General features: G+C 69.9%; 15 protein-coding genes and 2 pseudogenes. 11 read left to right on the forward strand and 6 right to left on the reverse strand.

Going from position 1 to position 18,515, the window contains the following annotated elements; all coding sequences use genetic code 11:
- The first annotated feature begins 60 nt into the window (after positions 1-60).
- From ACGF5T_RS32470 to ACGF5T_RS32500, 7 genes and pseudogenes are all read left to right on the forward strand, one after another.
- Positions 61-648: a TetR/AcrR family transcriptional regulator gene (locus ACGF5T_RS32470; RefSeq protein ID WP_366767978.1), complete on the forward strand. Its 588-nt coding sequence runs from the start codon at positions 61-63 to the stop codon at positions 646-648.
- Between the two features lie 264 nt (positions 649-912).
- Complete coding sequence (locus ACGF5T_RS32475; RefSeq protein ID WP_366767979.1) at positions 913-1,806, forward strand: hypothetical protein; 894 nt, start codon at positions 913-915, stop codon at positions 1,804-1,806.
- Between the two features lie 109 nt (positions 1,807-1,915).
- A pseudogene (locus ACGF5T_RS32480) lies at positions 1,916-3,016 on the forward strand (transposase); the annotation flags it as partial.
- Between the two features lie 405 nt (positions 3,017-3,421).
- Positions 3,422-4,081, forward strand: a pseudogene (locus ACGF5T_RS32485) (ABC transporter ATP-binding protein); the annotation flags it as partial.
- A gap of 438 nt (positions 4,082-4,519) precedes the next feature.
- Complete coding sequence (locus ACGF5T_RS32490; protein WP_366767980.1) at positions 4,520-5,473, forward strand: M15 family metallopeptidase; 954 nt, start codon at positions 4,520-4,522, stop codon at positions 5,471-5,473.
- A gap of 29 nt (positions 5,474-5,502) precedes the next feature.
- Positions 5,503-7,821, forward strand: a complete 2,319-nt coding sequence (gene fxlM / locus ACGF5T_RS32495; protein WP_366767981.1) for a methyltransferase, FxLD system — start codon at positions 5,503-5,505, stop codon at positions 7,819-7,821.
- Positions 7,814-8,620, forward strand: coding sequence for a PIG-L deacetylase family protein (locus tag ACGF5T_RS32500; RefSeq protein WP_366767982.1), 807 nt, complete (start codon positions 7,814-7,816; stop codon positions 8,618-8,620). The genes fxlM and ACGF5T_RS32500 overlap by 8 nt, the downstream gene beginning before the upstream one ends.
- A gap of 254 nt (positions 8,621-8,874) precedes the next feature.
- Here ACGF5T_RS32500 and ACGF5T_RS32505 read toward each other — a convergent pair whose 3' ends face one another.
- The gene (locus ACGF5T_RS32505) at positions 8,875-9,261 is read right to left on the reverse strand and encodes a hypothetical protein (RefSeq protein ID WP_366767983.1); all 387 of its coding nucleotides are present in this window, start codon (positions 9,259-9,261) and stop codon (positions 8,875-8,877) included.
- Positions 9,258-9,530 (reverse strand): hypothetical protein, encoded by a 273-nt coding sequence (locus ACGF5T_RS32510; protein WP_366767984.1) that lies wholly within the window; start codon positions 9,528-9,530, stop codon positions 9,258-9,260. The genes ACGF5T_RS32505 and ACGF5T_RS32510 overlap by 4 nt, the downstream gene beginning before the upstream one ends.
- Before the next feature lie 908 nt (positions 9,531-10,438).
- Between ACGF5T_RS32510 and ACGF5T_RS32515 the strand changes: the two genes are divergently transcribed.
- Positions 10,439-11,215 (forward strand): hypothetical protein, encoded by a 777-nt coding sequence (locus tag ACGF5T_RS32515; protein ID WP_366767985.1) that lies wholly within the window; start codon positions 10,439-10,441, stop codon positions 11,213-11,215.
- Between the two features lie 105 nt (positions 11,216-11,320).
- On the opposite strand, the gene ACGF5T_RS32520 is transcribed toward ACGF5T_RS32515, so the two are convergent.
- Together ACGF5T_RS32520 and ACGF5T_RS32525 are read right to left on the reverse strand one after the other, a co-directional pair.
- Positions 11,321-12,295, reverse strand: coding sequence for a transcriptional regulator (locus tag ACGF5T_RS32520; protein ID WP_366767986.1), 975 nt, complete (start codon positions 12,293-12,295; stop codon positions 11,321-11,323).
- A gap of 37 nt (positions 12,296-12,332) precedes the next feature.
- Entirely contained in the window at positions 12,333-12,554 is a 222-nt protein-coding gene (locus ACGF5T_RS32525) for a helix-turn-helix transcriptional regulator (protein WP_366768010.1), read from the reverse strand.
- Between the two features lie 237 nt (positions 12,555-12,791).
- On the opposite strand from ACGF5T_RS32525, the gene ACGF5T_RS32530 reads away from it, so the two are divergent.
- Together ACGF5T_RS32530 and ACGF5T_RS32535 are read left to right on the forward strand one after the other, a co-directional pair.
- On the forward strand, positions 12,792-13,256 hold the full coding sequence (locus tag ACGF5T_RS32530; RefSeq protein WP_366767987.1) for a hypothetical protein: 465 nt from the start codon (positions 12,792-12,794) through the stop codon (positions 13,254-13,256).
- A gap of 104 nt (positions 13,257-13,360) precedes the next feature.
- A complete protein-coding gene (locus ACGF5T_RS32535; RefSeq protein ID WP_392890122.1) occupies positions 13,361-14,068 on the forward strand; it encodes a class I SAM-dependent methyltransferase in 708 nt (235 codons plus the stop codon).
- A gap of 426 nt (positions 14,069-14,494) precedes the next feature.
- Here the strand turns inward: ACGF5T_RS32535 and ACGF5T_RS32540 are convergent, their stop codons facing one another.
- Together ACGF5T_RS32540 and ACGF5T_RS32545 are read right to left on the reverse strand one after the other, a co-directional pair.
- A complete protein-coding gene (locus tag ACGF5T_RS32540; RefSeq protein ID WP_366767989.1) occupies positions 14,495-16,387 on the reverse strand; it encodes a pentapeptide repeat-containing protein in 1,893 nt (630 codons plus the stop codon).
- Positions 16,388-16,624: 237 nt separating this feature from the next.
- Complete coding sequence (locus tag ACGF5T_RS32545) at positions 16,625-16,810, reverse strand: hypothetical protein (protein ID WP_366767990.1); 186 nt, start codon at positions 16,808-16,810, stop codon at positions 16,625-16,627.
- A gap of 358 nt (positions 16,811-17,168) precedes the next feature.
- On the opposite strand from ACGF5T_RS32545, the gene ACGF5T_RS32550 reads away from it, so the two are divergent.
- A complete protein-coding gene (locus ACGF5T_RS32550) occupies positions 17,169-18,404 on the forward strand; it encodes a serine/threonine-protein kinase (protein WP_366767992.1) in 1,236 nt (411 codons plus the stop codon).
- Positions 18,405-18,515: the final 111 nt, after the last annotated feature.

The raw sequence follows: 18,515 nt of genomic DNA on the forward strand, positions 1-18,515 counted from the left end.
TGGGCGGTTGCCCACTTGTTAAGGCGGGGCGGCGCGGAAAGGGAGACAATGCCGTCAGGGGTGCACATCCACAACGTGCGCGGCCAGCTGTTCGAAGCCGCCGAGCGCGTCCTGCTTCGGGACGGGCCCGACGCATTGACCAGCCGGGCGGTCACGGAGGAGGCGAACTGCTCCAAGGGTGTGCTGCACCGGCACTTCACCGACTTCGACGCTTTCCTGGCGGAACTCGTCCTCGACCGCGTCCGCGGCATCGAGGACCGCACCACGACTTTGCGCGCGGCCGCCGGCACCGGGAGCGTGGTGGACAACCTCACAGACGCGCTGCAGGACCTGTTCGGGCCGGTCACAGTGGCCATCGTCGCGCTCATCACCTTCCGCGACGGCCTCCGCGCCCGGCTGCGCGAGGCCGGTCTGACCGGCATCCCACTCGCCATGCAGGGCACTACCATGATTGCCATATACCTCACCGCCGAGCGGGAGTGGGGGCGCCTGGCCGGTGACGCCGACATCGACACACTCGCTCCCACCCTCGTCGGGGCCGGGCACCTGCTGTTCGCCGATCGGACAAGCGCCCCGCCGCAGCCCGACGCCGTCCGCAAGATGGTGACCACCGTCATCGCCGGCGCCTTGCGACCACCCCAGCCGTAGGTCGGCCCGTGGGTCAGGTGACGGAACATTACGCTGCGTCCGAGAGGCTGAGCAGACGCTCTGCTTCGTGGATGAGAGCGGTGCCCGTGCAATGTGCTGCGAGAGGGCTCGAGCAGGATGGGCCGGGCCGGGCCGGGCACCTAACCCACGGCGTCTGCCCCCGATCCCGCGTGAACCCACGTAGCAAGTCTCGAGCCCCGCAGACGGCATCGGGAGACTGCCCCCTCTCTCCACGGTCGTGTCCCCGGGCCCTAGGCTGCGGGCATGGGGCGAGGCAAGACGGATAAGACCAGCAGGCGTTGGCGGCTCACCTGGTCGAACAACGAGTGGAATCGGGCGGCTGCGCTGTGCACAGGGCAACTGCCGCTCGTGTGGTTGGCATGGTGGTTCACCATAGAGGCAGGCCGCGACGACTACGACCGAGCTGGCGGCGCCTTCCTCGGCCTCGTCTGCGTATTGCTGATCCTGCCCCTCCTCGGCCTCCTCCACGCGACCGTGCAGATCATGCCCGCCGCGACCCTGGCCCGCCTGCGGCCTCGTGCCGTCCGCGGCCCGGAGTGGACCTGGCATCTGGGCGGATCCGTGCTGATCGGCGCGTGGTGGTCGGCACTGGGGTACGCGTTGTGGGGTTGGCCGGTCACCGACACTCTCCCGTGGTTCGCCGGCGTCGGCGCCCTGCCGGTGCTGGTCCTCGCCCGCCTACGCGGACGCCCGTGGGGATCGGGGGGTGTCTGGCTCCGTTCGGCGGGCGCGAGTTTCGTCCTCTTCGTCGTGTGCGGCGTGTCGGTCGCCCCGCTGGCCGGCCACTACGAACCACCTGAACTGTCCGACGGGCAGCTCGTCGGGGACTGGCGCGACGCGGACGGGGGTGTGCTGTGGCTGGCCCCGGACGGCCAAGCAGAGCTGACCCGCGTGCCCGCCCACAACGACGTCGACGAGGACGGCGACTTCTCCCTGTGCGACGGGACCGGCACGTGGACCCGCCAAGGGGGGAGTGACTTTCGGGACACCGACCGCGACGGTGTCCTCGTACGCCTCGACGGCGAGTGTGGCCAGGAGACGTACTGGACGATCGGCGGCACCGACCTGAAGCCGGAGCTGTTTGTGCTGTTCGGCGACCCGGACGCTGGGGAGCTGCGCATCATGACCCGGCGTTGAACACGTCCAGGCCGCCTCAGTCGGGCAGCCGGGACGCTCGTCACCGCCCGGCCCACAGCGCCGCGCCCCGGGCCCGGTGGCTGCGTAGGTGAGAACGGGCTCTGGTCCACTCGCAGAGTACGGCGACACCGCCGAGAACCCGATCCCGGTCGCGATCGAGACCTCCCGCGGTCTGCTCGTCGCCGTCCTGCGGACCGGCACACGCAAGGTGTTCGCGATCAACCCGATGGCCGCCGCCCGCTACCGCGACCGGCACAGCGTCTCCCGCAAGAAGTCCGACCCCGGCGACGCCCTGGTCCTCGCCAACATCCTCCGCACCGACATGCACGCCCACCGGCCCCTGCCTGACGACTCCGACCTCGGTCGCGCGATCAGCGTCCTTGCCCGCGCCCAGCAGAACTCTCTGTGGAACGGCAGCAGCTCGCCCACCAGCTCCGGTTCGCTGCTGCGAGAGTATTACCCCGCCGCCCTGGCCGCCTTCGCCGCCTGGACCAACGGCCTGTGCCGTCCCGAGGCCCGCGAACTCCTCAAGACCGCCCCGACCCCGACGCGGGCCGGACGGCTGACCCGCGCCCAGATCCAGGCCGCGCTCAAGCGCGCCGGCCACCAGCGCGGCATCAAAGCCGAGGCCGAACGCCTCCGGGAAGTCTTCCGCGCCGAGTGGGCACAGCGGCCACCGCTGGTCGAGGACGCACTCAGCAAGCAAATGCTCGCCCTCCTGATCCAGCTGGACGCGGCCTGCACCGCAGCCGACCAGCTCTCGGAAGCGGTGGAAGAAGCGTTCCCACAGCACCCAAACGCCGAGATCCTGTTGAGCTTTCTCGGCCTCGGCCTCGGCATCCAGCTCGCCGCCCGCGTTCTAGCCGAGATCGGCGACGACCGCACCCGCTTCGCCGACGCCCGCGGACTGAAGCCCTATGCCGGCTCCTCACCCATCACCCGCGCCTCCGGCAAGAAGTCCGCCATCACCAGCGCCGAGCGGCTGGCAGCGGGCGAGGAGTCGGTGGTGCACGGCCGGGACGGCGGTGACGCGCAGGGTGTAGCCCTGGCCGCGCCATTCGGCCACGCCTTGGTCGAGCGCGGCCCGCTCGACGCCGTCCAGCTCCGTGGCGCGGACGAAGTCGGCGACCTTGCCCGGCATGTCGAGGGTGACCGGCAGCTCCGGAGCAGAGGAGTCCTCCTCGGTGACGGGCGTGGTCGGGCTCGCTGATGGGGAGCATCAGTTGGCCACATGCGGCGCGGTCCAAAATGATGTCGAGTCGTCCGGCTCAAGCCCCGAGCGGCAAAGTGCAGCGGCTTCAACGCCCCGACTGGCCTCCTTTCGGGCACACCGGTCACCGGGGCAGCTTGGCGTTCCGTTCTGGGCGGGCGGCGGTGCCGTAGTGCAGGGCGGTCTTCTCTCCCTGACGACTCGGCGACTGCGCACGACAGCATCGGCGTTTCGGCCAACCTCCCCGCTCGCACCACCCGTTACGGAAAAAGGGTCCGTGCACCCACCACCCGCCGACGCGCGCTCCACGTCGGGAATCCGGAGCGACTGAAACACACCAGTTCGATATCCCGGCGGGGTCGTTAAGCCTCACGACCACGCTGGACAACAGTCAGGGGGATCACGTTGACAACGGCTGCGACGAACGCACAACAGCCCACCAAGCCCTCTCCACCGCCGCCCGCGGAAATCAGATACAGCGGGCAGTACTCGGTCAACCCGCTCGCCGAGGTCTCCTTCCGGCGGATGTGCGCGCAGATCCCGGCCGTCCTGGGCCGGATCGCGCGGCTGTCGTGGCGAACCGACCGGCGGGCCGTCCAGCTCCTGCTCATCTGCCAGGTGGTCACAGGCGTCTCTGCCGCCGTACTGCTGGCCGCCACGGCCCGCGCGATGACACCGGTCCACGGGGATGACACGGCCGGTGAGCGGCTGCGCGGCGCCCTGCCGGCGCTGGTGGTGGTGGCGCTCGCCGCCGCGCTGACACGCGCGGCCGGAGCGGTCGCCGCGTACGCCGAGCGGCGGATCACTCCGCGGCTGACCACGGAGACGGACACCACCCTGATCGAGGCGGTGTGCCGGGTGGAGGCCTCGGCCTACGCAGAGGATGGCTTCTCGGACCGGCATGAGGCGGCCGAGATGGGAGTAATTCGCACGCACGTCATGGTGACCGACGCGCAGCGGTTCCTGCCCGCGCTGATCCGCATGGTCACCGCCGGCGGCGTGCTGTCAGTGCTGAACCCGTGGATGCTGCCGCCGCTCCTGCTCGCGGTGCTGCCGGCCGGTGTGCTGCGCGAGCCGGACAAGTGCACCCAGTGGAAGTTCTGGGGTCCCGCCGACCTTCCCGACGACCTCGTCCCCTATACCCGACTGGCTATCGCGAAGATCCAGAACGGCGAGCTGTACAGCGAGACGGGCTGGCCCACATGACCGGCGCATCCAGCCGCATGCTCTCTGCGACAGCGACCGGGCGTCCAGATACCCGCCTCGTGGTCATCCGCGGCAACTCAGCGTCCGGCAAGTCGAGCGTGGCCCAGGGCCTGCGAGATCACTACGGCCGCGGTATCGCGATCGTAGGCCAGGACGGGATCCGCCGGAACGTACTCAGGGAGGCCGACACCGCGAGGCGCCAACATCGCCCTGCTGGGCACGATCGCACGCGCAGCCCTCGACGCCGGCTTCCACGTCATACTCGAAGGGATCCTGTACGCCGACCGCTACGGCCACATGATCACGTCCCTGGTACGGGACCACCGCGGTATCTCCAGCTGCTCCTACCTGGACGTACCGCTGGAAGCGACGTTGGTACGGCACGCATCGAAGGCGGATGCCGCCTACCTGGCACACGTCACCGACGCCCATCTCACCTCCTGGTACCGCGAGCTGGACCTGCTGCCAGGCGGTCTAGAGAGCGTGATCCCAGCCGAAAGCACGCTGCAGGACACCGTCGCCCGGATCGTCCGCGAGACCGATCTGACCGCTGCCGCCCCCGCCTCGCCGCCTCAGCGCAACCCGTCACAGGGAGACTCGATGATTCCTCTCGTGCTGATGTCCGATCCGCAGGTCGCGGCGATCCCCGTGCGCGAGTGCGGAGAGCCGCTCGTCGACGTACGCGACCACGACTTCCGCATCGACCCCCGCAAGCACGACCCGCTGGGAGCTTTCGCCCACGTCCGTGAAGGCATCCTGGCCCAGCTGAAGCATGCCCGCTCGCTCCTGCCCGCAGGCACCGACCTGCTGTTCATCGAGGGCTACCGGCCCCTGGCCCTGCAGCGCCGGTACTTCGAGAAGTACTCCAACGAGCTCGCGTGCGCCCATCCGGACTGGAAGGCCGCCGAGCTTCGGGAGGCTGCCAGCCGCTTCGTGTCGCCTCCGGAGATCGCGCCGCACTGTGCCGGCGCGGCCGTCGACGTGACCCTGATCGACCACCAGGGCCGCGAGCTGGACATGGGCACGCGCGTCAACGCCTCCCCCGAGGAATCTTCCGGCGCCTGCTACACCGACGCCCCCAACCTGAGCGCCCGCGCCCGCACGAACCGGGCCACCCTGGGCAGCGCGCTGTCCACCGCAGGCCTGATCAACTACGGCACGGAGTGGTGGCACTGGTCATTCGGCGACCGGTACTGGGCGCTGCAGACCCAGCAGCCAGCCGCCCTCTACGGCCCCGTCGAACTGCCCTGACACCGCCTTTCACGAGCGAGGAGTGACCCGTGAGATACACCCGGATCGACTGGTCCGAGCACTACAACCAAGGGCGGGGCTTTCGGCGTCTCGGGGCCGAAGAGAAGGGCCTACTCGTCGAGCACGCCCCGGCACCCGAGGACGGCCGCGCGCTCGACATCGGCTGCGGTACGGGCGAGCTCGCCGTCTACCTCACCTCGCTCGGCTACACCGTCGACGGAGCGGACTTCGCACAGGGCGCGCTCGAGAGGGCCCGCGCGGAGCATGCCGAGGTGAAGGGGGTACGCTGGCTGAGCCTGGATGTGGAGCTCGACGACCTGACCGGCCTCGCCGAAGACGGCTATGACCTGATCGTCCTGCGGCTGGCCATCGCGTTCATCCGCGACCGAACCCGCGTCCTTCGCGCTCTGGCCGCGCGGCTGCGCGAGGGCGGGGTGCTCGTCATCATCACGCCGGTCGTGCGGCACACCCCGCAAGAGCGGCGTCACATCGCCCTGGACGAGAGCGAACTCAGTGCGCTCACTGCCGGGTTCGAGCACAGCGAGCAGTTCGACGCGGAGGGCCTGGCGGTGCTGGTCCTGCGCGGGCCGGCCGAGAAGTTCAGCGTGGAGGAGAAGGGACGGCCCGAGCCGCAGGCCGTCTTCGGTGCCGCAGTGGTGGTCACCGACGCCTGCGGCCGGGTCCTGCTGGGCCGCTGCACCCAGGGAATGTGGGAACTGCCCGGCGGCCGCGTCGAGACAGGCGAGGACGCACCCGCGGCCGCCGTGCGGAAGCTGACCGAGGAGACCGGGCTGTCGGCAGTCGTGGACGACGCTCACGTCATCACCGTGCTGCACGGCGACCGGCTGGACGTGCCCCGTGTCACCGCCGTGGTCCGCCTCTCCCGGTGGGACGGTGAGCTCTCTCTGCCCAAGCCGCACCGCTTCGTACGATGGGAGTTCCACGACCTGAACTCTCTGGCGTCCCTGGGGAAGATTTTCGCGCCCAGTGCCCAGGCCCTGACGGCGGTGTGGCCCGGCGTTCTGCCGCCACTCACGCCGGTCCACTCCTACCCGTGCTCCCCCGCCGCCCCGCCGGTGCCCGCAGAACCGGCCGAGGCGGTCCGGTTGCGCCAGCGGATGGCGGACATGGTCATCAGCAAAGGCTGGGCCCCCTCGCCGCGGGTCCAAGCCGCGTTGCGCGAGGTGCCCCGGCACCGGTTCCTCCCCGAGACCCGGCTGGAGACGGCCTACCACGACAACCTCGCCGTGGTGACGGTCCGGGAATCACCTCAGCGTGCGCTCAGTTCCGTCTCCGCAGCCTGGCTGCAGGCCGACATGATCGAGCAGCTCCGGCTGGAGCCGGGAAAGACCGTGCTGGAGGTCGGCTCCGGCGGATACAACGCGGAGCTCCTGGCGCACGTCCTGGGAAAGCGCGGCCGGGTGGTGAGCGTGGACATCGACCCCTACGTCGTACACCGCACACAACGACTGTGCGCGGAGGCCGGCAGCGGCCGGGTCACCGTCGTCCTCGGCGACGGGGCACTCGGCGCGCCGGGCCACGTCCCGGCCGGCGGGTTCGACGGGATTGTGATCACGCACAACGCGTCCGACCTCACACCCGCATGGCGAGAGCAACTTGCCGACGGGGCCAGGCTGGTCGTGCCGCTGGAGATGGGCGGCTACACCCGCTCCCTCACCCTGATCCGGCGCGGCGAGGTGCTGCACTGCGAGCACTGGACGTACTGCGGCTTCGTACGGGACCGCGGCGCCGGCGCCCGGACCGCCCCGGCCGTGCGGCTGGCCGACGGCGACGTCACGGTGCGGTGGGAGGACGGAACGCCGGGCGAGACCGCCGGTCTCGACGAGGCGCTGCGCGGTCCCCGGCACGAGCGCTCCACGGGCCTGGTCGTCCAGGGAGCCTTCAACTTCGAGACACTTCAGGTCTATGCCGCGACCACCATGGCGGGGTTCTGCCGCCTGTCCGTTCCACACCAGTCCACCCTCGTGGAGCAGCAGGACGCCGCCGCGATCCTGGCGGACAGCTCGCTCGCCTACCTGACCCACCACAAGGTCAGGGATGCCCCGGCGCCGGCCGACCGCATGACCGAGTTCTTCATCCACGCCTACGGCCCAGCTGCCGAAGAGCTGGCCGGGCGCTTCGCGCAGTGCGTGCGCGTCTGGGACCGCGAGGTACGCGAGAGCGGCTATCCACCCCTGACCGTCCACCCGGCCGCAACACGCGACGACCAGCTCCCGCCCGGCGACGTGCTCGACAAGCCCAGCGCACGGCTTGTCCTCCAGTGGCCGGGCCGGACCCCCGCCAAAACAGCACTGGGCCTCACGACCGCAGGAGGACAGCGTGCCTGACTCCGACGAGCTGACACCCGCAAAAGCGCCGTCCCCCGCCTGGCCGTCCCTGCTCGGCGTCTTCGCTCATCCCGACGACGAAAGCCTCCTCGCCGGCGGTGTCCTCGCCCAGCACACCGCCGCACACACGCGCACCGCCGTCGTCACCATGACCTGGGCACCCGGCAGCCCGCGGGCTGTCGAGCTCGCCAACGCCTTACGGGCGCTCGGCGCGGGGCCCCCTCGCATTCTCGGATACCGCGATGCCCGCAACGAACGTGCGGCCCCCAGCCGTCCCCGGCTCGTCGACGCACCACTCGACGAAGTGGTCGCCGCCCTGGTCCGGCAGATCCGCTCGCTCCGCCCCGACATCGTGCTCACGCACGACGCCCTGGGCCAGCTGACCGGCCACCCAGACCACCGCCGTACCCACCAGGCCACTCTCCTCGCCACCCAGGACGCGGGGCTCGCACATCTGCATTCCGAGGCCGGTGAGCCCTGGCAACCACGCGCCGTGTACTGCGCCACGCACCCCAAGTCCGGTGTCGGCAAGCTCGGACCGCTTCTGGAGGCCGTCGGCAAAACCGTACTCGCCGTGCCGGACACCTACGCCACCACCACCGTCGACGTCACCCCTTGGCTGCAACACAAGTGGGAGGCGGTCCTCGCGCACCGAACAGAGGTCGCCCGCGCACGGTCACTGCCCGGCATCCTCGCCCGCCTGCCCGAGGAAACCCGGCGCGAAATCATCGCGACCGAGTACTTCACCCGCTTCGCGACGGGACCCGCCGCGGACAACTCGCACCGGCTCACAATTTGATGGCGCCCACCCACCTTTCGTGAGGTGAGGGCCATCCCGACGGGTGCGGAGAGCAGCCGAGCGGGGCGGACGACAAGCACCGTGGCTCAGGACCATTCCCGCGGGTGCGGGAGCAGCGAAGGCCTGAGATGCCCGCCCGCCCCACGCTGAGATCACCCCGCGAGTCTGGGAAGCAGACGAACCCGTGGGCAGAGTACAGGGAGGCTGTGTGAATGATCCCGCCGAACGATTTACGCCGATGTGCTGCAGGCCGCCTACCGATTGAGGTCGAGGATCGGGGCTTCGAGCCCGTCGTAGTCGGCGGGCGCGACCGTGGCGACGACGGCACCGTCGGGGCGGTCCAGCGTGGGCTGGGTAGCGTGTACGGCGGCCCCTACGCCGAATGGGACGTTCCGGCGATACAGGCCGGCGACCGCGTGCGCCGTCGCATAGTCGGCGTCCAAGGTGTGCAGGACATCCAGGATGCCCAGGTAGTCGACGATCCCAGCCCGTTCACGCTCGGCCTCCAGCACACACACGACGGGGACCCACAAACGCACCGTGGGGTCCCCCGCAGCAACGTGGATGAGCCCGGAGACCTGCTTGTTTCCCCCCAGAGCAAGGAGTGTGCGACTGTCCAGGACGTAGTGCTCGACGATCACGCCGCCGTGCCCCGACTCCGAGCGTGCCCGGCGTTCTGCGCCTGCCGCATCCGCTCACGCAATACGCCGGCTTCGTCGTCGCTGACCCGGTGCCCGAACTCTGCGGCCAAGAACGCGTCTGTACGTTCGGCTCGCTCACGCAACTGCGCAGGAGTGAGCGCGGTCGCGGCGAACTCCTCGATCAACGCCCGCATCGACATGTTCCTGGCCTCGGCCAGAGCGGCGAGCTTGTCGCGGGTCTCCGCACCGATCTTGATCGTCGTATCCACATCGGAAAGTATACCGCCATGAATACCCACGGGGTCGGGCGTCAGGTCAGCGATCTTCAGGAGGCTCTGCCTCGAGCCATCAGCTGCGAAACGCGCCGGTTCGTAGCAGCCGATCCCTGCGAGCGCGGGAAGCAGTAGCCGTTGATCGGGCCGATGACGTTCGCGCCGGGACCATCCCCGTGGGTGCGGGGAGCAGAGAGCGCAGTTCAACGTGAAGCCCGGGGCCCTGGGACCATCCCCGCGGGTGCGGGGAGCAGACTGTTTGACCTGCGAGTCTATTGGCGCTGGGGACGGTCTCCGAGCACCTTCCTTGATTCGGGCAAATGGGACATGCGTCGGCTTCCAGGTTCGAGGGGCGTCAAAAGTTAGCAGATCATCCTACGTCTGAAGGGTCCCGCCGGTCGGCGGACCGTTCTCTTTTCTCGTTTCGGCGTGTGAAGCCGGGCGGCCGGACCATCAAGTACCGGGTGACGCCGCACATCGTCTCCAGCCTCTCCGGGCGGGACCGGCGTGGTGTTAGTCCGGGGTGCTACGCGGTGGGTCGGGGGCCGTCTGGCTGGGAGCGCCCTGCGGGCGGCCGGGAAGGCGCCGGCGTCCAACCGCCGAAGCCCGGTCTGACCAGAGCCGCCGTGCGCACCCTGCACTCCGCACACCGCAACCTCGTCCTGCAGGTCATCGGCGTCCCCCTGCGCCCTTACGCGCTCCTCCCCCGCCCCTGACGGCACCGTTCACTAACGGGCAGGGGCACGTAGCCTGCCGGGAGGATCTGATGGGTCCGGACTCGCCGTTTCCTACTGCCGCGCCCTGTCGTTGACCGATCGTATGAACCGACAGATCGACAGAAGGGGCTGGCGTGCGACAGGAGTGGCCCACCTCCGGCCAGGGGACTGATGATGCACCGTGAGCCGATGGGCTACGACCTGTTCGGGGACCCGTACTTCGAAGACGACGTTGCGGTACCGGAGCCCGAGCAGCTGCGCGAGTTCACCCCTCAGACGCTGCCCAAGCACTTTCGTACGTGGCAGCAGATCCGGGACGTTGGCCTGGAGCCGGTAGGACCGCCTGTCGGGCTGCTGTCCTGGACACCGTCGGGTGCCTGCGCTCCCAAGACCGCCAAGGTCTACGACATCTGCAAAGCCAGGGAGGCCGGCCCCCGCGAACCTGACCTGCTCGAGCTCTGCGAGGAAGCCGAAGAGCAGGAACCGTCGGCCGCATCTGGCGGAGTCGGACGAGTGCATCCGGTGATCAGTCAGGGTGTCCTGGCCTTGGCCGCGTGGTCCGAGTGGGTGCCGTTGGTCGGCGCAGAGGTGCCGCGGTTGCCAGGCGTCTACCTGGCCAGGCGGGGCCAGAACGGTCCGATTGTCTACGTGGGCATGTCGGGTGAGCGCCAGGGCGAGGGGCTGCGGGGCCGGATACGGCGGTACACCAGTGGAAAGGCGTTGGCCTCTGGGCTGGGCGAGGCGGTCCTCGACCGGGCGCTGGCCGACTTGGGTTGGTTGCGCGAGCGCCTTGCGGAAGTCGAGAGCGGTCAGCCGATGCGGGCGACCGGCTGGGGCAAGGCTGCCTTGACGTGGGCTGACCTGTATGTCTGCTGGGCTGTCACCGCAGATGGTGAGACTGCCCGTGTCCTGGAGGAACGGGTTCTGGCGTTGGAGAGCGTCGACTGGTGGAATCGCGCCCGCTGACTGTCCCGACCAGCAGGCAGCCAGGATCCCGCACCTTCTCCCTGCTCGACTGCCGTGAGCGGCTCTCCCACTGCCCTTCCATCTGGTCCGTCACGGTCCCGGCAGTCAGCTGGCCGACACCACGGCGGCGCGGAGCTCGCGCACGCCTGTGGTGCGCGGGTGCCGCTCGACCAGCTCGGTCACGATGCTGCGGATGGAGGGCCGGTCCCGGACCTCTCCGGGACTCGCCCGATGAGCGTCCAGGAGCGCGCGGGCGGTCTGCTCGGGCCGGTTCCACGCCCACCAGGCCCGCGCCATGTCCGTGCCCAGCCGCGCCTTGCGCTCAGCGGTCGGGAACTGATCGGGGCGCAGATCCTTGCCCGCCTCCAGCGCGGCGCCGGCGTCGCCCAGCGCCCAGTGCACACCGACCGCGTACAGGTCGACAGCGGCCCGGCTGATGGGAAACAGACGGCCCGGCGGGGGCGGCCCGGGAAGACGGCGGGCAGACCGACGGGCTTCCTCCACCATCGCCAGCGCCTCGGCGCGCCGGCCGCCCCGCGCGGCCGTGTACGCCAGCGTGCACAGCATCTGCGCGTACGCGGCGGCCGCAGCGGCCGTGCGCAGACCCGTCGTCTCCACATCGGTGGCCGCCGAGGTCATGAGGCGCTGGGCTTCGCCGTGGCGGTCCTGGTGGCGGAGCACGATCGCCAGCTCCCGGGCGGCGGCCGCCGCAGCGAGCGGGGAGCCGGACACCTCAGCCCAGGTACGGGCACGGTCCGCGGTGAGCCGCGCCGTCTCGTACGAGCCGATCTTGCTGAGGACCGAGGAAGTCAGCGTGTAGACGGAGGACAACCGAGCCTGGTCGAGGTCCTTGCGGGAGGCGGCGGCCCGGTGCCCGTCCGCGATGAGGCTGGGCAGCACCGCCAGGAGCCGGCCGTGCACGCCCTTGTCGTACAGCTCCCGGGCGGCTGCCAGGCGGCCGTCCAGGGGTCCCAGACCCGTCGTGGGAGTCGGGGTGGCGGCGAGAGCTTCGTCCAACCCCGTGAGCAGGGCGGCCGGTCCGGCGGCTGCCGTGGCGGTGAGCAGCGTGCGGCGGCGCATGGGGTCCTCCTCGGCGTCACGCGGGCTGGCCGTCACTCTAGTGCCGGCCGGTGCTGGTGGACGGTGGCGCCAGAGATGTCATCAGGATGTGTCGGGGCACGCCCACCTCGGCCGCCGCCAAGTGCACGAACCCCAAGTCGAGGACACTTGCACGGCGTTCGAGGCGGGACACCGTTGCCGCTGAACAGCCGATCCGCTCTCCGAGGTCGGCCAGGGTCCAGGAGCGATGCTCGCGCCCGAGCCGGATCGGGGCGCCGATGCTCGGACAACTGACGTGCCGTCGTGCTGTTCCAGAGCGGGTCTACGGGCACCGGCCCCTCCCACGCCGCACTACCGGGGGCGTCCCACGGTAAAGGCGCCGCCGACCGGCGTCGAGACCGCTTGCACACCGTGCAAAGGGCGTGCACCGCACGGTAGATGACCACCGTGCGGCCAGTCGGCGCGGTGTGCTGGGTGCGTCGCCCCGGCCAGCGGGGCACCGTCCATCGGAGGCATCATGGCAACCGCCGCCGAACTCCCCGTGTCCATCGACCCGACGACCGCCACCACCCGACCCGCCCGCGAGGTCGTGCCGGCCGCTCTGTGGAACAAACAGGTCGGCCTCCTCATGCGGGACTACCCCTACGACTCCGTCATGGCGGCCCGGGTCCTCGACCAGGGCTACGCCTACCTGCTGACCGCGATGCGGCACCGAGGCGAAGGCCTCGGGCTCGCCCCGAGCACGCTCGTCGACGTCGGCGTTCACGCCGTCATCCTCGACACCGTCAGCTACTTCGAGCTGTGCGAGCGCTTCAACGGCGGGCACTACCTCCACCACGTCCCGGAGGTCGGCTTCAAGGACGACGGGTCGGTGCTGAGGACGGCGGACCTGATCGCCGCCGACGGCTGGCAGGTCGACCTCCCCCTGTGGGCGGACGCCGCCAAGTGCAGCCCCTGCCACCCGGGCAACGACTCGCACTGACCCCTCGCACGTACCCCACAGTCCCGGCCGGGCTGCCGGGCCCGTGGGGCATCGTCGGGTGAAATTCCCTCGAACCGGCCCGCCCGGCGCCGCCGCCCGCCACGATGGGCGGGGTGATCCCCACCGCAGACCTCTGGCACCACTACGGCCGCACCCGTCACGCCACCGACCGCACCGTGCCCGCCCACTTCTTCTGGAGCTGGGGCCAGGACAGCGGCCCCGGAGCCGAAGTCCTCGGCGACCTCACCGGCCGCAGCGTCGGCGACCTCGGCGCCGGCGCGGCCCGGCACGCCGCCCACCTGGCCGTCCACCACCAGCCGGCCCGCATCACCGCCGTCGACGCCTCGCCCGCCCAGCACGCGATGGCCGACGACCTGTACAGGCACCTCGCCTCCCGGCTACGCCTGGTCCGCTCCGACGTGACCCGGCACCTGCACGCGGTGACCGACACCTACGACGTGCTCTACAGCGTCTTCGGAGCCGTCGACTTCGCCGAGCCGCGCAAGCTGCTGCCGGCAGCCGCCCGTGCCCTGCGCCCGGGTGGCCGCCTCGTGTTCTCGACCCTCGCCCACCATCTCGACGGTGAACCCGCCCACCCTGACGTGCAGCCCACCGAGATCGGCGCGAGGACCCCGGACGGAGCGGCAGCCACCATGCACCGCTGGGTCCTCCAGGAGCAGGTATGGACCAAGCTCCTCGACGAGGCCGGCTTCACCCGGATCAGCACTGAGACCCTGCCCGGCGGGGCCGGACCGCGCGCCGCTGACACACTTCTGATGACCGCGTTCCGCACCGGCCGGCCCGCCGAGTGACGCACCCCTCCTGGCACGCCGTGGCGCTGGAACCCCTCCAGGACGGCACGGTGCGCCTGCCGGTTCGGCACGGCCCGCAGCGGCGACCGCCGGAAGTGGTTCCGCTTGATCTGGTTGCCCTTGATCTAGTTCCGTTGCGGTCTACCCGCTGTCAGGAGTTGCGGTAGAGCGCAACTCCGGAGTGACGCTCTACCGGCACTTGCGGCTGCGGTCCCCGTAGGTGCCGGCGTCTGGCCCGGGCTGTACGTGAACCGGTTGACGTACGGCGGCCGCCGATGACGTACGCGGCCGTCCCGGCCGCCGCCGTGGAGGCACGACGATTATCTCAGGATCGAAGGGTTTCTGTGCAGCGCAGAGGCATGATCGACGGTGCAGGCAAGTAAGGCACCTGAACGGTTCGGTCGAACGTTGGCTGGGGCAGGGCTGTCAGCGTTTGACGCGGTTGCGGATGGCGAGGACGGCCAGGCCCAACAGGACGGGTTCGGTGAAGCGTGAGGTCATCTCGATGTAGGTGCCTGCGGTGGTCAGGTCCTGGCCGGATGCACGGAACACCACCGAGTTCAGCGTGACGTTCAGAGCCTTTTCGAAGCGCTTGCTGGTGAACCGGTTGCCGGTGGGGTTCTGGGTATCGTCCCTTTCGATCTCGAAGGTGACCTTGCCCCCGCCGGCCGGGACGGTGCCGGTCGCGGTTTGCTTTGGGGTGTCCTGGGCGAGGCCGAAGGCCATCAGCAGGACGATGGTCAGAAGCATGGCCGTCCCGAGCCAGGCCAGGGCTCGGGATGCGCGCAGGCCGTAGCCGGACAGCGCCCAGTACGCGGTCAGCAACGCCCGTTCACTGCGGGGGATGTCGTCGGCGTAGCGGCGCATCTCCATCTCGCCGTAGTAGAAGTCCGCCGCCCCCGGCTCGTGCTTAGCGTCCTCGAAGGCCTTGCGCAGCGCCCGGTAAACCGGAGCCAGTTGCAGCGGCCCCGTTCGCCCTGCGCCGAGGATCGCCGTGTTCCAGCCCCGCACGGCCCGCGGTTGGCTGGCGCGCCAGTGGTGTTCCTCGGCCAGGACGCGGCGCGCGGTGAACCGCACGGGCGGCCAGCGCCGCCAGTGCACGGCGGGCGGAGCCGTGTCGAAAGTGCAGGCCCCTTCCAAGCGGAGCTGGTCAAGATGGACGGTGCCGGCGAATAGGCACCCCGACAGATTGAGGTCCGCCAGGACGAGATGGGCCGCGTCCACCCCACGCAGTGACGCCACCCGCGCCCCGGGGTCTGGCGTGCTCGACAAGAGGTCTTCGGTGAGCTGTTGGCCGGCGGTGAGCACGAATGGATCCGGCTCGGTGGCGATGGTGAGGGGGTATTCGAACACTGCATGAGCGAAGTCCACCGTGGCAAACCGCAGACGTATCTCTGCTGTCGAGGTCCAGCGAGTGCGACGGCACTCCAGACGACGCGCAGCCAACGCGAGGGTCACCGGGCCGCCGAATCTCGCACCGGACAGCACCACCCGACCAGCACACACCAATGGCCCGAACTGATCAGCAGCCACAAAAGTCGTCGAAGCGAACCAGGCGTCACCCTTGAAGGTCGCCGACTCGAACCCGGCGTCGCTGTCGAAGGTCGCCGAGTCGAACCTGGCGCCTTCCCTGAAGGTCGCCGACTCGAACTCGGCAGTGTCCTTGAAGGTCGCCGCAGAGAAGAAGGCGCTGCCCCTGAAGGTCACCGACTCGAACAGCGCGCCGCTTTCGAAGGTCACCCACTCGAACCCGGCACTGCGCTCAAAGCTCGCCGACTCGAACCCGGCGAGCTGCCTGATGGTCGCCGACTCGAACCCGACGTTGCCCTTGAAGGTCGCCGAAGCGAACCAGGCGTCGCGCTTGAAGGTCGCTGACCCGAACCAGGCGTCGTCCTTGAAAGTGGCCGACTCGAACGAGGCGGCGCCCTTAAAGATCGCCGAACCGAACGAGGCGTCGCCCCCGAAGGTCGCTGAGTCGAACGAGGCGTCGCCCTCAAAGATCATCGAATCGAACCCGGCGCTGCCCGCGAAGGTCGCCGACTCGAACCGGGTGGTGCCTAAGCGAGCGCTACCCGTTGCGGGGTTACGGAAGGCGTTGAGCAGGGCGGTGAGCAGGGCATCAGTGAACGTGGTGCCTCGATGGTCGATGCTGGCGCCGGGGGACAGGCCGGCCAGATAGGCGTCGCGGTCGGCGTCGCTCAGGTGGGTGAGACATTTGGTGTAGCCGGGGACGTGGATGCCGCGGCAGCCGACAGGGTCGGCAGCAGAGTCTGCGCCGTGTTCGCAGTGCGGCCAAGCTGGCGGTCCGGATGTGCTCATGGTGCGGCGGCTCCACGGTGTCAGGTGCCCGTATGGACGCCCTGGGGACGAGAACGGTTCAGGCTCGACGATGACCGGCAGCGTCGAGGATGAGAACACACGTTGCGAACATGCCGTACGTGCCTGAACGACCCGTAGATATCTGTGAGGCACGGTGCACTGAGGCGCACATGCCTCACTCGCCTGTCGCCCGCTCGACACCTGAGATAACGACGACTGCGGCCGGGACGCCTGTAGCTACCCGTTCGACTCGATGGCTGAGCGGATGTTGTCGATGTCGAAACCGGTCTCAAGGACCGCGTGGGTGATCGCGAGCAGGGCGAGCGTCTGCGCCTTCACTCCTGGGTCGTCGATCTCAGGCAGTAGCTCCTCCGACGTCTCGGCGAAGTCCCTCGCCTTGACGAGGTGTTTGCTCTGGGTCATGTCCTCCCCCTCCGTTGCCAGAACTGAGCGATCAAGAATGCCGGAAGGCTCCCGGGTGATGTTGCGGTTCGCTTCGGTCTGCTTCCGTCCGTTGCGTGTCTGTCTCTTGATAATGACGGTTACGACCCCGCCCGGATGACCGGACGACCCGACCACGACACTCCACCTCGCGGGCCGGCTCCACCCCCTGCGCCACCGTCGGAATCCCCGGTTTTCGCCACCGGCGACCGGCGAGAACCGTTTCGCCTGTTGAAGGACAGAACGGGGGCTCCCGCCAGTTCCGCCCTGGGACTAGGGTGTAGGTCCGGTGAAGGGCGCTCGGGGGGACGCGCGGTGGGCGAGAGGATGCGCACGGTTCATGGACGGAGTGCCCGGGCAGATCGGCCGGTACGTGGTCGAGCGGGAGCTGGGCTCGGGGGGAATGGGTGAGGTCTATCTGGCCTTCTCGCCCGCCGGCGATCCGGTCGCGGTGAAGCTGATCCGTCCGGACCGGCTGGACCCGGTCACCCGTGCGCGCTTCGAGAAGGAAGCGCTCATCGCCAGGACGGTCGTGGGAACGAACCGGGTCGCCCGTTTCCTGGACGCCGACCCCTACGCGGAACGACCGTGGCTGGCCATGGAGTACGTGCCGGGCAGGACGCTGCTGTCATACGTGGACGGGAGCGGTCCGCTGCCCGCTACCCTGGTGGCGAGCCTCGGCGCCCTGCTGGCGGAAGGGCTGCAGGCCGTGCACGCGGTGGGGCTGCTTCACCGGGACCTGAAGCCGCAGAACGTCATGCTCGGGGCGTACGGCCCCATCCTGATCGACTTCGGCCTCGGAGCGTTCCTCGACACCGCCAAGGACACGCTGTCCCACAGCGGGATGATCATCGGTACGGTGCGCTGCATGCCTCCCGAGCAGGCGCTGGGGCGGACGAAGGTCAAGGAGTCCGCCGACGTATACGGACTCGGCACGGTCCTGCTGTACGCGGCCACGGGGCGCTACCCCTACGACGGTGCGCGCTGGGAGGCGATCGTCGGGCAGGTCGCCAACGCCGACCAGGCCCCGGACCTGAGCGGTCTCCCCCAGGCACTGGCCCCGCTGATCGGCTCGATGCTGGCCCACGACCCGGCCGACCGGCCCTCCCTCGACGCGGTGATGGCCGGATGCACAGGTGTGCTGGCTGCGGCGGGGCTCTCCCCCATGTCCGCCCGGCACGCCTTGATAGACGCCACCGCGACGGACGAGAAGGGACCGGCTCCCGGGAACGAACCGTCGTCGGCGGCGTGGAGGCGGATCGCCGAGCAGACGGTCGCACTCGACGAGGACGAGCAGGACAGCCCTCTGGACGGTCCTCCACCGGCCGCACCGGAACCGGACGCGGAAGGAACGGGCGCGGAGGGCGCGGCAGGCACCGCCGAGACCACAGAGGGCGCCGATGACGCCGGGGCCGAAAACGTGCCCGGCTCGTCGGCGGAGGGCACGGCACCTCCCGCACCCGCACCCAGGGGCGAGGTCTCCGTACCCGTGCCCCGGAAGCCGGGACGGCCGCCCGCGTCGCTGCGCGTGGCCGAGGACCTGCGGAGCCGGTACGCGGCGCAGCCCGGACTCTGAGCCGCGCCTCCGATGGCGCCGTGGGGGGCGGTGTCTGTGGCAGGCGGTAGGTGCAGGCAGCATTGAGATCGATACGGATGAACCGTGCACGACGGCGGTCCAGGAGAAGCA

It is taken from the genome of Streptomyces sp. NPDC047853 (assembly GCF_043204535.1).
In the GTDB taxonomy this organism is placed as follows: Bacteria; Actinomycetota; Actinomycetes; order Streptomycetales; family Streptomycetaceae; genus Streptomyces.